Annotated in this window: 12 protein-coding genes; 7 read left to right on the top strand and 5 right to left on the bottom strand. The window is 75.7% G+C overall.

Features of this window, described 5'->3' with window-relative positions:
• Window positions 1–27 precede the first annotated feature (27 nt).
• Window positions 28–1,035 (bottom strand): LacI family DNA-binding transcriptional regulator, encoded by a 1,008-nt coding sequence (locus EDC03_RS14835; protein WP_123381037.1) that lies wholly within the window; start codon window positions 1,033–1,035, stop codon window positions 28–30.
• A gap of 212 nt (window positions 1,036–1,247) precedes the next feature.
• Between EDC03_RS14835 and EDC03_RS14830 the strand changes: the two genes are divergently transcribed.
• The 5 genes from EDC03_RS14830 to EDC03_RS14810 all read left to right on the top strand — a co-directional run bounded on the left by EDC03_RS14830 (window position 1,248) and on the right by EDC03_RS14810 (window position 8,179).
• Window positions 1,248–2,570, top strand: coding sequence for an extracellular solute-binding protein (locus tag EDC03_RS14830; RefSeq protein ID WP_123381036.1), 1,323 nt, complete (start codon window positions 1,248–1,250; stop codon window positions 2,568–2,570).
• Window positions 2,571–2,678: 108 nt separating this feature from the next.
• Complete coding sequence (locus EDC03_RS14825; RefSeq protein ID WP_199720288.1) at window positions 2,679–3,713, top strand: carbohydrate ABC transporter permease; 1,035 nt, start codon at window positions 2,679–2,681, stop codon at window positions 3,711–3,713.
• Complete coding sequence (locus EDC03_RS14820; protein WP_123381035.1) at window positions 3,710–4,612, top strand: carbohydrate ABC transporter permease; 903 nt, start codon at window positions 3,710–3,712, stop codon at window positions 4,610–4,612. Before EDC03_RS14825 ends, EDC03_RS14820 begins: the two co-directional genes overlap by 4 nt.
• A 91-nt stretch (window positions 4,613–4,703) precedes the next feature.
• Entirely contained in the window at window positions 4,704–7,040 is a 2,337-nt protein-coding gene (locus tag EDC03_RS14815; RefSeq protein WP_123381034.1) for a beta-xylosidase/alpha-l-arabinosidase, read from the top strand.
• A 56-nt stretch (window positions 7,041–7,096) separates the two neighbouring features.
• Complete coding sequence (locus tag EDC03_RS14810; RefSeq protein ID WP_123381033.1) at window positions 7,097–8,179, top strand: LacI family DNA-binding transcriptional regulator; 1,083 nt, start codon at window positions 7,097–7,099, stop codon at window positions 8,177–8,179.
• 33 nt (window positions 8,180–8,212) lie between these two features.
• Here EDC03_RS14810 and EDC03_RS14805 read toward each other — a convergent pair whose 3' ends face one another.
• Window positions 8,213–8,521, bottom strand: coding sequence for a hypothetical protein (locus EDC03_RS14805; RefSeq protein ID WP_148058104.1), 309 nt, complete (start codon window positions 8,519–8,521; stop codon window positions 8,213–8,215).
• A gap of 222 nt (window positions 8,522–8,743) precedes the next feature.
• Between EDC03_RS14805 and EDC03_RS14800 the strand changes: the two genes are divergently transcribed.
• Entirely contained in the window at window positions 8,744–9,490 is a 747-nt protein-coding gene (locus EDC03_RS14800; protein ID WP_123381031.1) for a DivIVA domain-containing protein, read from the top strand.
• A 203-nt stretch (window positions 9,491–9,693) separates the two neighbouring features.
• Complete coding sequence (locus EDC03_RS14795; RefSeq protein ID WP_158674326.1) at window positions 9,694–10,701, top strand: nucleoside hydrolase; 1,008 nt, start codon at window positions 9,694–9,696, stop codon at window positions 10,699–10,701.
• An 85-nt stretch (window positions 10,702–10,786) separates the two neighbouring features.
• Here the strand turns inward: EDC03_RS14795 and EDC03_RS14790 are convergent, their stop codons facing one another.
• From EDC03_RS14790 to EDC03_RS14780, 3 genes are read right to left on the bottom strand one after another with little or no spacing between them, the layout of a single operon-like run.
• Window positions 10,787–11,848: a LacI family DNA-binding transcriptional regulator gene (locus EDC03_RS14790; protein WP_123381029.1), complete on the bottom strand. Its 1,062-nt coding sequence runs from the start codon at window positions 11,846–11,848 to the stop codon at window positions 10,787–10,789.
• A gap of 34 nt (window positions 11,849–11,882) precedes the next feature.
• On the bottom strand, window positions 11,883–12,827 hold the full coding sequence (locus EDC03_RS14785; RefSeq protein ID WP_123381028.1) for a carbohydrate ABC transporter permease: 945 nt from the start codon (window positions 12,825–12,827) through the stop codon (window positions 11,883–11,885).
• On the bottom strand, window positions 12,824–13,813 hold the full coding sequence (locus EDC03_RS14780; protein WP_123381027.1) for a carbohydrate ABC transporter permease: 990 nt from the start codon (window positions 13,811–13,813) through the stop codon (window positions 12,824–12,826). Before EDC03_RS14780 ends, EDC03_RS14785 begins: the two co-directional genes overlap by 4 nt.
• Between the last annotated feature and the right edge of the window lie 213 nt (window positions 13,814–14,026).

Raw genomic sequence — 14,026 nt, 5'->3', positions numbered from 1 at the left:
GGGCTCGGGCGCCGGGGGTACGGCCGGTCAGGCGGGGGGCGCCGTCGAGGCGCGGGGGACGAGGGCGGTGGGCAGCCGCAGGTGGTCGCCCCACGCGGCGCCCTCGCCGGCCGCGGCGTCGCCGTCGACGAGACCGACGAGGCGGCGCACCGCCCGCGCCCCCATCTCCTGCAGCGGCTGCTCGACGGTCGTCAGCGGCGGGTCGACGAGGGCGGACTCGGGGATGTTGTCGAAGCCCACCACCGACAGGTCGGCGGGCACGGCGAGGCCCAGCTCGCGCGCGACCTCGACGACGGCGATGGCGGAGAGGTCGTTGGCGGCGAAGACGGCCGTGGGGCGGTCGGCGAGGGCGAGGACGGCGCGCGCCGCCTCGGCCGCGGGACCGGGCCGGTACCCGCCGACGCGCAGGAGCTCCGGGGCCACGGGCACGCCCGCGGCCCGCATCGTCGTGACGAAGCCCTCCTCGCGCAGGCGGCTCGACTCGAGCCCGGGGCGACCGCCGAGGAAGGCGACCCGGCGGTGGCCGAGACGCAGGAGGTGCTCCGTGGCGAGGACCGCGCCGCGGTGGCTGTCGGCGTCCACGGTGGGCACCGCCGCCGGGCCGGCGTGCGGGTCGATGGCCACGACGGGCGTCGCTCCGGTGACGAGCGCGACCGTCGGCGTGACGAGGACGGCGCCGTCGACGAGCGTGCCGCCGAGGCGGGACAGCGAGCGGCGCTCCCACCCCTCGTCCCCGTCGGTCCGGGTGCCGCCGGAGTAGGCGAGCAGCTCGTACCCCGTCCCCGCCACGGCGCGCGAGGCGCCCTTGAGGATCTCGGTGCTGTACGGCTCGAACTCGGCGACGAGGACGCCGAGCACCCCGGTGCGGCGGCTGCGCAGGCTGCTGGCGACGAGGCTCGTCTCGTAGCCGAGCTCGGCGACGACCTGCCGGACGTGGGCGATGGTGCGCGGCGCCACCCCGTAGCGGCCGTTGACCACCTTGGAGACCGTGGCCGGCGAGACGCCCGCCCGGGCCGCGACGTCGGTGATCGTCACCCGGGTCGGTCCCGCCACGAGTCCCGGGGCCGGCGTCGTCGCCGGCTGCCACGCGTCAGCCACGGCCGCACCCTACGTGTGGAGAACGTTTTAGAAAACGTTTGACACATCGCTCGGGCCCGTGTGAACCTCGGACCGCTGCCCCCGTCGACGTCGACGGGCGGACCTGGCGACGACGCCCACGGCCGGCACGCACCCTGACGAGGAGTCCCATGACCCGCACAGCCCTGACGAGCACCCCCCGGCGGACGCACGCCCGTCGCGCGGCCTCCGCGGTCGTCGCCCTCACCACCGCCGCGGCCCTCGCCGCCTGCGGTGGCGGCAGCGACGGCGGCAACGCCGGCGGTGACGAGAACACCCTCACGTGGTGGCACAACTCGAACACCGACCCCGGCGCCGGGTACTACGAGGAGGTGGCCGCCGCGTTCGAGGAGGCCAACCCTGGCACGACGATCGAGATCAGCGCCCTGCCCCACGAGGACATGCTCACGAGGCTCAACGCGGCCTTCCAGAGCGGCGACGTGCCCGACGTCTACATGGAGCGCGGCGGCGGCGAGCTGGCCGACCACGTGGAGGCCGGCCTGACCATGGACCTGTCCGAGGGCGCCGCCGACACCATCGAGAAGATCGGCGGCTCCGTCGCCGGCTGGCAGGTCGACGGCGCCACCTACGCGCTGCCGTTCTCGGTCGGCGTCGTCGGGTTCTGGTACAACACCGAGCTCTTCGAGCAGGCCGGCATCACCGAGGCCCCCACGACGATGGAGGAGCTCGACGCCGCCGTCCAGGCGCTCAAGGACGCGGGCATCCAGCCCATCTCCGTCGGAGCCGGCGACACCTGGCCCGCGGCCCACTACTGGTACTACCTCGCCGTCCGCGAGTGCGGCCAGGACGTCCTCACCGACGCGGTGACGAGCCTCGACTTCTCCGACGAGTGCTTCGTCCGGGCGGGCGAGGACCTCGAGGCCTTCATCGGCACCGAGCCCTTCAACGAGGGCTTCCTCGCGACGCCCGCGCAGGTCGGCCCGGCCAGCGCCTCCGGCCTCCTCGCCAGCGAGCAGGTGGCCATGGAGCTCGCCGGCCACTGGGAGCCCGGCGTCATGCAGGGGCTCACCGAGGGTGGCGAGGGCCTCGGCGAGAAGACCGGCTGGTTCGCCTTCCCGACCGTCGAGGGCGGCGAGGGCGCGCCGGACGCGGCGCTCGGCGGCGGCGACGCGTGGGCCTGCGCGGCCGACGCCCCGCCCGTCTGCGTCGACTTCGTCAACTACCTGCTGAGCGACGAGGTGCAGACCGGCTTCGCCGAGCGCGACATGGGCCTGCCGACCAACCCGGCCGCCACCGGTGCGGTCTCGGACCCGGCGCTCGCCGACCTCATCGCGGTCCGCGACTCGGCCCCGTACGTCCAGCTCTACTTCGACACGGCCTTCGGCGAGAACGTCGGCGGCGCCATGAACGACGCCATCGCGCTGATGTTCGCGGGCCAGGGCTCGGCGCAGGACGTCGTCGACGCCACGCAGTCCGCGGCCGGCACCGCCTGAGCCGCAGCACCTCCGGCTCCCCCGCACGACCGGCGCGCGCCGGGCCCCGGCCCGGCGCGCGCCGCACCCCACCGACCCGCACCACCTCACCGGCGAGGAGCTCGTGACGTGACGGCACGACCGACGTCCACCGGCACCACCGCACCGCCCCGCCCCGCCGACGACGCCCCGCCCTCCCGGCCGGCGTCGTCCGGGCCGTCAGGGCCGCGCGGGACGAGGCGCGGCCTGTCCCCGGCGGCGCGCAAGCGGGCGGAGATCGCCTTCTTCGTCGCGCCCGCCCTCGCCCTCATGGCGGTCTTCATCGCCCTGCCGGTGCTGCAGGCCGTCCGCTACTCGCTCTACCGCTGGAACGGGCTCGGGCCGCTCGACGACTTCGTCGGCCTGGAGAACTACGCGACGGCGCTGGACAACCCCGTCTTCCGGGACGCGGTGTCCAACAACTTCCTCATCATCGCGGTGTCCATCGCCGTGCAGCTGCCGCTCGGCCTGCTCGTCGCGCTCCTGCTCAACCGCGAGATCCGGGGCCGCTCGTTCCTCCGGGTCGTCATCTTCATGCCGTACGTCCTCGCCGAGGTCGTCGCCGGCGTCATCTGGGTGCTGCTCCTGCAGCCGCGGGGCCTCGTCGACGAGCTCTTCGAGGCCGTCGGCCTCGGCGGCGTCACGCAGCTGTGGCTCGGCGACCCCGACGTGGCGCTGTGGACGGTCATGGCCGTGCTGACGTGGAAGTACCTCGGCCTGGCCGTGATCCTCTTCCTCGCCGGCCTGCAGGGCGTGCCCGAGGACGTCTACGAGGCGGCGCAGCTCGACGGCGCCTCGTGGTGGCAGGTCCAGCGGCGCATCACCATCCCGCTGCTGGGCCCGACCATCCGGACCTGGGGCTTCCTGTCGATGATCGGCTCGCTGCAGCTCTTCGACATGGTGTGGATCCTCACCGGCGGCGGCCCCGCCAACTCCACGGTGACGATGGCCATCTACCTCATCAACCAGGGCACCGACCGCGGCCTCTACGGCTACGCGTCCGCCGTCGCGGTGCTCCTCTTCGGCATCTCCCTCGTCCTCGCGGTCCTCTACAACACCCTCGTCCTCTCCAAGGACCGCGACGACGCCCCCCGCCCCCGCCGGCAGAAGAAGGTCGCCCGATGAGCGCCCCCACCACCACCGCGGTCCCCACCGGGAAGCCCGCCGTCCTGCGGTCGGAGAAGGGCCGGCGCGGGCGGCGCGGCGGCTACGGCAAGGGCGGGCCGCTCGTCTACGCCGTCGCGGCCGTCGTCGTGGTCGTCACGGTCGCGCCGGTCCTCTACGCCTACCTCGGCGGCTTCCGCAGCAACGCCCAGCTCGCGGCGTCGCCCGCCGGCCTGCCGGACCCGTGGGTCCTCGACAACTACGTGAACGTGCTGACGTCGGCGTCGTTCTGGCGCTACGCGGCCAACTCGGCCGTGGTGGCCCTCATCACGACGGCCGTCGTCTGCGTCCTCGGCGTCATGGCGGCGTACCCGCTGGCGCGCTACCGCTTCCGCGGCCGGGAGGCCGTGGCCCTCGTCTTCACGATGGGGCTGCTCTTCCCGCTGACCGTCGCGATCATCCCGCTCTTCCTCCTCGTGCGGGACCTGGGCCTCGTCAACAGCGTGTGGGGCGTGGCCCTGCCGCAGGCGGCGTTCGCGCTGCCCCTGACGGTCGTCATCCTGCGGCCGTTCCTCGCGGCGCTGCCGAAGGAGCTCGAGGAGGCGGCGATGATCGACGGCGCCAGCCGCATCGGCTTCTTCTGGCGGGTGCTCCTGCCGCTGTCCGGCCCGGGCCTCGTGACCGTCGGCGTCCTCGCCTTCGTCGCCTCGTGGAACGCCTACCTGCTGCCGCTGCTCGTCCTCAACGACCCGGCCTCGCAGACGCTCCCGCTCGGCGTCGCCAGCTTCTCCACGCAGTACGCGCAGGACACCGCCGGCGTCCTCGCCTTCACCTCGCTCGCGATGATCCCCGCGCTGGTCTTCTTCCTCGCCATGCAGAAGCGGATCGTCAACGGGCTGCAGGGCGCCGTGAAGGGCTGACGCCCTCCCGCGCACCGACCTCCACCACCACCGCGCCCCCCGCGCGCCCCACCGGTCAGGGCCCCGCCCCCGCCCGCCCCGAGAGGACCCCATGAGCACCGACGTCGCCCCCGCCTCCCCCGCCGCGGCCGGGGCCCCCGCCTCCGACCGTGTCGAGCGCCTCCTCGCCTCGCTCTCCCTCGAGGAGAAGCTGGCCCAGCTCGTCGGCCTGTGGGAGGGCCGCGGGGGCGACGGCGAGGGCGGCGACGTTGCGCCGATGCAGGACGCCATGCAGGCCGAGGACGCCGAGTTCGAGTCGTTCGCCGCCCGCGGCCTCGGCCAGCTCACCCGTCCCTTCGGCACGACGCCCGTCGACCCGGCCGAGGGCGCCCGACGCCTCGCGGCCCGGCAGCGCTGGCTTCTCGAGCGCACCCGGCCGGCCGTCCCCGCGCTCGTCCACGAGGAGTGCCTCACCGGGCTCGCCGCGTGGAGGGCGACGACCTTCCCCGCGCCGCTGACGTGGGGCGCGACCTTCCACCCGGAGCTGGTGGAGGAGATGGGCGCGGCCATCGGCGCGTCGATGCGCTCCCTCGGCGTCCACCAGGGCCTCGCGCCCGTCCTCGACGTCGTCCGCGACGCCCGCTGGGGCCGGGTCGAGGAGTGCATCGCCGAGGACCCCTACGTCGTCGGGACGGTCGCCACGGCGTACGTCCGCGGGCTGCAGTCCACCGGCGTCGTCGCGACGCTCAAGCACTTCGTCGGCTACTCGGCGAGCCGCGCCGGCCGCAACCTCGCGCCGGTGCACGCCGGCCCGCGCGAGGTCGCCGACGTCCTGCTGCCGCCCTTCGCCATGGCGGTGCTCGACGGCGGGGTCGACTCGGTGATGAACAGCTACGCCGAGGTGGACGGCGTGCCCGCCGCCGCCGACGCCTCGCTGCTCACCGACCTGCTGCGCGAGGAGTGGGGCTTCGACGGCACCGTCGTCGCCGACTACTTCTCCGTCGCCTTCCTCCAGACGCTCCACGGCGTCGCCGCCGACGCGGGCGACGCCGCCGCGCAGGCCCTGCTCGCCGGCATCGACGTCGAGCTGCCCACCGGCACCGCCTTCCTCGAGCCGCTGGCCGCCCGGGTCCGCGACGGGCGCACCGACGAGGCCCTCATCGACCGGGCGCTGCGCCGGGTGCTCGCCCAGAAGGAGCGGCTCGGCCTGCTCGACGCCACCGCCGCGGACTTCGACCCGGCGGCGGTCGGCAGCATCGACCTCGACCCGCCGGCGCACCGCGACCTCGCCCGCCGGATCGCCGAGGAGGGCGTCGTCCTCCTCGCCAACGACGGCACGCTGCCGCTCGCGCCCGACGCCGCCCGCCGGGTGGCCGTCGTGGGCCCCAACGCCGACGACACCTCGGCGCTCTTCGGCTGCTACAGCTTCGCCAACCACGTCCTCGCGCAGCACCCGGACGTCGAGCTGGGCCTCGACGTCACCTCGGTGCTCGACGCCGTCCGCGGCGAGCTGACCGGTGCGGACGTCACGCACGTGCGGGGCTGCGACGTCGACACCGCCGACACGAGCGGCATCGCCGCGGCCGTCGAGGCGGCCCGCGGGGCCGACCTCGTCGTCGCCGTCGTCGGCGACCGCGCCGGCCTCTTCGGGCGCGGCACGTCCGGCGAGGGCTGCGACGCCGACTCGCTCGACCTGCCGGGCGTCCAGGACGAGCTCCTCGACGCGCTGCTCGCGACGGGCACCCCCGTGGTCGCGGTGCTGCTGACGGGCCGCCCGTACGCCGTCGCGCACCTGCTCGAGCGCTGCGCCGCCGTCGTGCAGGCGTTCTTCCCGGGCCAGGAGGGCGCCGGCGCGGTGGCGGGGGTGCTGTCCGGGCGGGTCAACCCGTCCGGCCGGCTGCCCGTGTCGCTGCCGCGCTCGGTCGGCGCCCAGCCCTACAGCTACCTGCACCCGCGGCTCGGCGCCGCCAGCTCCGTCAGCAACATCGACACCGCGCCGGTGCGGCCCTTCGGGTTCGGGCTCTCCTACACGACCTTCGAGCGGGGCGACCTCGCCGTCGCCGAGACGCGGGTCCCCACCGACGGCGCGCTGCGGGTGTCGGTGCGCGTCACCAACACCGGTGACCGCGCCGGCGCCGACGTCGTGCAGGTCTACGCGAGCGACCCCGTCGCCTCCGTGACCCGTCCCGTCGTCGCGCTGCTCGGGTACGCCCGGGTCGAGCTCGCCGCGGGCGAGAGCGCCGAGGTCGTGCTCGACGTCCCGACGTCGCGCCTGGCCTTCAGCGACCGGTCGCTGCGGCGGGTCGTCGAGCCGGGCGAGGTCGTCCTCCACGTCGGCGCCTCCTGCGAGGACCTCGGCGAGGGACTGGCCGTCGAGCTCGTGGGCCCCGTCCACCGCTCGACGACGGCCGACCGCCGGGTCGTCGGGGTGGACGTCGTCCGCGGCTGAGGACGCCCGGGCCGCGGCGTGCGGGAGGCGCTGGTCGTGACGACTACGGTGCCCGCATGCCTGCCCCGGACGACGCCGCCGCCGGTGCGGTGCGCTCCCCCGTGGGCGTGCCCGCCGCGCGGCCGCGCGTGACGCTGGCCGACGTCGCCCGCGCGGCCGGCGTCTCCTCCCCCACCGTCTCCAAGGTGCTCAACGAGCGCGGCGACGTGGCGCCGGAGACGCGCGACCGGGTCCTCGCCGCGCTCGACGCCGCGGGGTACCGCCGGCGGGGGACGACGCCCGCGCGGCGGCCGGGGAGCCTGCTCGTCGAGCTCGTCCTGTCCGACCTCGACTCGCCCTACGCCGTCGAGGTGCTGGCCGGGGCCGAGGAGGGCGCGGCCGCCTCCGGCGCCGGGCTCGTCGTCACCGCGGCGCACGGCCGCCGCGCCGGCGGGGGCCGCTGGCTGAGCCGTCTGCGGGCCCGCCGGTCGTCCGCCGTCGTCCTCGTCATCTCCGACCCGGGGCCCGACGCCGTCGAGGAGCTGCGCCGCACCGGGACGCCGCTCGTGCTGCTCGACCCCGTGGGCACGCGCGACCCGGGCCTGCCGACCGTCGGCGCCACCAACTGGAACGGCGGGCTCAGCGCCACCGAGCACCTCCTCGGGCTCGGGCACCGCCGGGTCGCCGTCGTCAGCGGCGACCCGTCGCTGGCCTGCAGCCAGGAGCGGGTGGACGGCTACCGCGCCGCGCTCGGCCGGGCCGGCGTGCCCGTCGACGAGGACCTCGTGCGCTGGGGCGACTTCACGCCCGAGGGCGGCCGCCGCGGGGCCGCCGCGCTGCTCGACCTCGCCGACCCGCCCACGGCCATCTTCGCCGGCTCGGACTCCCAGGCCAGCGGCGTCTACCAGGAGGCGCGGGCCCGGGGGCTCGCCGTCCCGGAGGACCTGTCGGTCGTCGGCTTCGACGACGTCGCGCTCTGCCAGTACCTGTCCCCGCCGCTGACGACGGTGCGGCAGCCGCTCGTGGACATGGCCTCCCACGCGGTACGCCTCGCGCTCGAGGGCGCGGGCGGCGAGGCGGCCGACGTCGTCACGCCCCAGCACGTCCAGCTCGCCACGCGCCTCGTCGTCCGCGAGAGCACGGCGCCGCCGCGCGCCTGAGCCGACGGCGCCGCGTGGTGCGCCCCGGTCGGGTCAGCGGACGGGCTCGAGGCCCGCGAGCGTCGCGAGGAGCGTCCACCCGGCCGTCGAGGCGACACCGACGAGCGCCGCCGGCAGCCGCGCGCCGCGCCGCAGCCGCCACCAGCCCAGCGCCCCGACGAAGGTCAGCGCCGCCGCGGCGAGGACCCACGCGACGCGGGTGGCGAGCCGGAGCCCCGCCCCCTCGCCGGTGTCGTCGAGGTGGACGCCGGTGAGCAGGCACGCCGACGCCGCGAAGCCGGCGGCGAGGACGACGAGCACCCCGCCGAGGACCGACCCGCCCTGCTCGGGGATGCGCACCATGGCGCCCACCCTGCCAGCCCCGCCCCACCCCCCGATGTGTGACCTCATCGGGCCTCCGCCGCGCTCCCCACCCCGACGTGTGGCCACGTCGGGCGGGGAGGTGGGGGTCGGAGGCGCTCGTCGTCGTCACGGTGGGCGACCGCCGGGACGGTCCGTGCGCACCCGCGACTCACCGGTGGACCCGTGACGCGCGCGGGGTCCCGGGCGTGGTGAGGTCTCGCCATGACGTACGCGGTGGTCACCGTCTTCACCCCCGGTCCGGAGCACCGGGCCGCCCTCGTCGCGTCCATGCGTCGGTGGGGGCGGGTGGCGCGGAGCCAACCGGGGCTGCTGTGGACGGGCGTCGTCGACGACGAGGGCGGCCGTCTCGTCGGCACCGCCGTGTGGGAGTCCCCCGAGGCCGCGCGCGCCGCCGCGCCGGCGCTGCGGGCCGAGGTCGGGAACGACCCCTTCGCCGCCTGGGAGGCCGCGCCGACGACGACGGTGCGCGGGACGGTCCTCGAGGAGGGCGGCCGGCTGCTCGAGCTGGACGACCCGGTCGACGACGAGGCGGACGACGACGAGGGGGCCGACGAGGGCACCGAGCCGCCCGCCGCCGGCGAGGCCGCCTGGGACGAGCCCGTCCCGGCCGACGAGGAGGGCGAGCGCGACGAGCGCCCCGCGGGCCAGAGCGGTACGGCGTCGGCGGCCCTGCGCAGCACCTTCCTCCCGGTCGTCCGCTTCCGGGACGGCTACGACATCGACGAGGTGGACGCCTTCCTCGAGCGGGTCAAGGACGCCCTCGACCGCCCGGGCACCGGCGGTGACGGGCTGACGCCGCGCGACGTCGCCACGGCGAACTTCACGACGACGAGCCTGCGGCGCGGGTACGACGTCGTCGCCGTGGACCGCCTCCTCGGGCGTCTCGCCGGCTCGGTGCAGGCCCCGTCGCCCGTCGACGTGGCGCCCGGCACCGACGTCACCGGCTGAGCCCGGCCGCCCACCCGTCCGGCCGGGGGCCGTCGGACGTCGCCCTCCCGCGCGCGTCATGGCCACACCTCGCGGTGGGGGCGGCCTCGTGGAACGCCTCGTGGCCACACGTCGCGGTGAGGACGGCCGGCGACGTGCGGCACGGCCGCACGTCGCGGGAGCCGGGCACGACGCGGGGCCGACGGGTGCGGCACGGTGGGGCGGTGACCGCGCCCGTCGACCGTCCCCGCCCGCTGCCCGCCCTCGTGCCGGCCGACCCGGCGTCGCCGGTGCCCGTGGTGGTCGACTGCGACCCCGGGGTCGACGACGCCGTCGCGCTGCTGCTCGCCGTGGCGGCGCCGGGGCTCGACCTCCGCGCGGTGACGACGGTCGGCGGCAACGCGTCCCTCGACGTCGTCACCGCCAACGCCGCCCGGGTGCTCGACCTCGCCGGCGCCCCGGCCGACCTGCCCCTCGCGCGGGGGGCCGCCGGCCCGCTCGGGCGGGCGCTGCGGGTGCGCGACGAGCCGGTCCACGGCGTCGGGGCGCTCGGCGGGCTCGACCTGCCGGCGTCCTCGCGGGCCGTCGCGACCGCCTCCGCGGTCGACGTGATCGCCGACGCCGTGGCCGAGCGGCCCGGTGAGGTCGTCCTCGTGGCCCTCGGGCCGCTGACGACCGTCGCCGCGCTCCTCGCCCTGCGCCCGGAGGTAGCCGCGGACCTCCGCGAGGTCGTCCTCATGGGCGGCGCGGCGTTCTGCGAGGGGAACCTCGAGCCGCGGGCGGAGTTCAACCTCCGCTGCGACCCCGACGCCGCCCGTCGCGTCACGGAGTCCGGGGTGCCGCTGCGCGTGGTGCCGCTCGACGCGACCCACCGGGCCCTCGTCGACGCCTCGACGACGGCGCCGCTGCGCGCCTCCGCCGACCCGCGCGGCCGTGCCGTCGGCGCCCTGCTCGAGCACCTCACGGCCCAGCAGCGCCTCGCCGACGGGCTGGAGGCGGCGGCCGTCCACGACGCCCTCGCCGTCGCGGCCCTCCTCGACCCCTCGCTGTGCACGTGGGTCGAGGCGGGTGTCCGCGTCGAGACCGCGGGCGAGCTGACGCGCGGGGAGCTCGTCGTCGACACGACCGCCGGCACCGCCCGGGCCCGCACCGACTGGGCGCGGACCGCCCGCGTCGCCGTGGACGCCGACCCCGACGCCGTCTCGCGCCTCCTCCTGCACCACCTGACCTGACCCGCCGGCCCGGGCCACGACGCACGACCGACGTGTGACCTCGCCGGGGTAGAGACGGAGCGGGCGCGGGCGGGCGTGGGCGGCCTCAGCCCGCCCGGGCGGGGCTCCGTGCCGCCCGGCGGCGCGCGCCGGGCGGCGGCGCCGTGCTCGCCCGCAGCCGCAGGGTGGGCGCGGGCACCTCCACGGGGCCGGTGTCGCCGTCGCGCACCTGCCGCACGAGGAGGTCGGCGACGGCCGCGCCGTAGCCCACGAGGTCGTGCCCCACCGCGGTGAGCGCCGGATGCGTCACGTGGCAGAGCGGGGAGTCGTCCCAGGCGACGAGGCTGACGTCGTCGGGCACCGAGCGCCCGGCACCGGCCAGGGCCGACAGTCCCGCCACGGCCATGACGTCGTTGTCGTAGAGCAGCGCGGTCGGGGCGCCGGCCCCGGCGTCCGGGCCCGCGAGGGCCAGCGTCGCCTCGGCGGCGCGCGGTCCGGTGAAGTCGGTGTGCCGCACGACGCCCGTGGCCCCGCTCGCCGCCAGGGCGTCCCGGAAGGCGTCGTCGCGGACGACGGTGTGCCCGAGCCGCTCCGGGCCCGCCACCCGCCCGACGCGCGTGTGGCCGAGCCCCACGAGGTGGTCCACGGCCGCGGCCACCGCGGCGGCGTCGTCCTTCCACACGCTCGGCAGCCCGCCCGCGACGGAAGGGTGCCCCACGACGACCGACGGCATCCTCAGCTCGCGGACGAGGGGGACGCGCGGGTCGTCGACCCGCGGGTCGAGGAGGACGACGCCGTCCACCCGCCGCTCGCGCGCCCACGTGCGCAGGGTGTCCTCCTCGGCCGCCGCCGCGGGCACGACCTGCAGCAGCAGGCCGTGCCCGGACGGGCCCAGCACGCTCTCCAGCCCGGAGACGAACTGGATGAAGAACGACTCGGTGCCCAGCGTCTCGGCGGGCCGGGTGACGACGAGGCCGACCGTGCGGGTGCGGGCGCCCGACAGGGAGCGGGCGGCGCTGTGCGGGTGCCAGTCCAGCTGCCGCGCGACCTCGAGCACCCGCTCGCGCGTGGCCTCGGAGACGCCCGGCCGCCCGTTGAGGGCGTAGGACACGGCCCCGGTCGAGACGCCCGCCCGGCGGGCGATGTCGGCGATGGTCACGCGTGCCACGGCCGCACCTCCCCCGCCGGGGCGGGCGTGCCGGTCATCCCTTGACCGAGCCCGCCAGCAGGCCGCGGACGAAGAACCGCTGCAGGCCGAGGAAGACCGCCAGCGGGACGATCATCGTGAGGAAGGCGCCGGCCGACAGCAGGTACCAGGCCGAGCCGCGGGTGCCCACGAGGTCCGCGACGGCCGCCGTCATGGGGCTCGCGTCGTTGCTCGCGAAGGTCAGGGCCACGAGCAGGTCGTTCCAGACCCAGAGGAACTGGAAGACGCCGAAGGCGGCGATGGCCGGCGTGAGCAGCGGCAGGAGCACCTTGAAGAAGATCGTCACGTGCCCGGCGCCGTCCATGCGCGCCGCCTCGACGAGCGAGGGCGGCACGTCCTTCATGAAGTTGTGCAGCAGGAAGATGGCCAGCGGCAGCGCGAAGATGCTGTGCGACAGCCACACCGTCCAGAACGAGCCCGCGATCCCCAGGTCGCCGTAGATGGTCAGCAGCGGGACGAGCGTCACCTGGAGCGGGACGATCTGGAGCGCGAAGACCGCGACGAAGAGGATGTTGCGGCCCTTGAAGGGGATCCACGCGAAGGCGTACGCCGCGAGCAGCGCCAGCGTGATGGGGATGAGCACCGCGGGCAGCGTGATGACGACCGAGTTGACGAAGTTGTCGGCCAGCCCGCCGCCGCCGAAGAGCGCCTCGACGTAGTTGTACTGCGAGAAGAGCGGGTTGGAGAGCGCCGTCCACCAGCCCGAGCTGTTGATGTCGTCGACCGTGCGGAACGACGTCACGAGGAGCCCGAGCGTGGGGATGCTCCAAAGGATCGCGATGAGCACCGCGATCGTCGACGCCACCGGCGAGGACAGCCGCTCGGCGGCCGCCTCGGCCTTCTGGCGCTTGCGGCGCTGCCGCCAGCTCTCCGTCGTGGCGACGGGCGCGTCGACCTGCGCCGTCTGCGGGCCCACCACCGTGGGGGTCGTCGACGTCATCGGATCTCCTCGGACAGCCGCAGCTGACGGACGTTGTAGGCGATGATCGGGATCACGAGGACGAAGAGCAGGACCGCGAGCGCGGCACCGAGCCCGTCGTTGAACTGCCGGAAGGTCTGCGAGTAGAACTCGGTGGCGATGACCGAGGTGCCGTACTGGCTGCCGGTCATCGTGTAGATGATGTCGAAGACCTTCAGCGTCGAGATGGCCACCGTGGTGAGCACGACCACGAGCGCGGGCCGGATGCTCGGCACCGTCACGTAGCGGAACATGCCGATGCCCGAGACCCCGTCGAGCCGGGCCGCCTCGGTGATGTCGTCGGGGATGGCCTTGATCGAGGCCGACAGCACCGTCATGGCGAAGCCGGCGTTGATCCACACCATGACGACGATGATGAAGAACGTGTTGGTGGGCTGGTCGAGCAGGAACTGCCGGGGCTCGAGGCCCAGCCACACGAGCAGCTGGTTGAGCAGCCCGATCTGGTTGATGCCCTCCTGGTCCGGCCGGTACTCGTAGACGAACCGCCAGATGAGGCCGGCCGCGACGCCGGAGATGGCCATCGGCAGGAAGACGAGCATCTTGGCGAAGTTCTCGAAGCGCGTGCGGTCGACGAGGTACGCGTAGACGAGCCCGAAGAACGTCGCGAGCAGGGGCACGAGGACGACCCACAGCACGGTGTTGCGCAGGACCACCTGCAGCCCCTCCGAGCTGAAGATCGCCGTGTAGTTGTCGACCCCGACGAACTGCGAGCCGTCGGCGTTGAAGAAGGAGTTGAAGAGCGTCCGCAGGGCGGGGTACACGAGGCCGAACGCCATGATGAGCAGCGGCGGCCCGATGAAGCCGAGGACGAGGAGCCAGTTCGGCACCCGCTTCGGCTTGTCGACGGCGAACAGGATCGCGCCCATCACGACGACGAAGAGCGCGATGGCCACGACCATCAGCACGAGCTTGTGCGGCGTCGTCTCCGCGTCGAGCAGGAAGTCCATCGGCGTGCGTCTCCTCAGGTCCGGGAGGTACCCAGGGGCGGGGGGCCGCCGGGCGGAGCCGGGCGGCGGGGGGCCGCCGGGCGGGGCCGGGCGGCGGGGGGCCGCCGGGCCGGGGCCGGCGGCGGGGGCCACGGCGGGGCCGTGGGGTGCTACGTCAGCGGGCGGGACGGCCGAGGGCGCCGCCGGACGCGTGTTCCCACGGCCCGACGACGC

Source organism: Pseudokineococcus lusitanus, from assembly GCF_003751265.1.
GTDB lineage: Bacteria > Actinomycetota > Actinomycetes > Actinomycetales > Quadrisphaeraceae > Pseudokineococcus > Pseudokineococcus lusitanus.
The sequence above is the reverse complement of the archived record's forward strand: the minus strand, read 5'-3'. Positions and strand labels throughout refer to the sequence as shown.

Bases quoted from the DNA above. Each gene is read 5' to 3' on its own strand.
- EDC03_RS14780 (WP_123381027.1), bottom strand. From the start codon at position 13,813: ATGGACTTCCTGCTCGACGCGGAGACGACGCCGCACAAGCTCGTGCTG.
- EDC03_RS14830 (WP_123381036.1), top strand. From the start codon at position 1,248: ATGACCCGCACAGCCCTGACGAGCACCCCCCGGCGGACGCACGCCCGT.
- EDC03_RS14810 (WP_123381033.1), top strand. From the start codon at position 7,097: ATGCCTGCCCCGGACGACGCCGCCGCCGGTGCGGTGCGCTCCCCCGTG.
- EDC03_RS14805 (WP_148058104.1), bottom strand. From the start codon at position 8,521: ATGGTGCGCATCCCCGAGCAGGGCGGGTCGGTCCTCGGCGGGGTGCTC.
- EDC03_RS14820 (WP_123381035.1), top strand. From the start codon at position 3,710: ATGAGCGCCCCCACCACCACCGCGGTCCCCACCGGGAAGCCCGCCGTC.
- EDC03_RS14815 (WP_123381034.1), top strand. From the start codon at position 4,704: ATGAGCACCGACGTCGCCCCCGCCTCCCCCGCCGCGGCCGGGGCCCCC.
- EDC03_RS14785 (WP_123381028.1), bottom strand. From the start codon at position 12,827: ATGACGTCGACGACCCCCACGGTGGTGGGCCCGCAGACGGCGCAGGTC.
- EDC03_RS14800 (WP_123381031.1), top strand. From the start codon at position 8,744: ATGACGTACGCGGTGGTCACCGTCTTCACCCCCGGTCCGGAGCACCGG.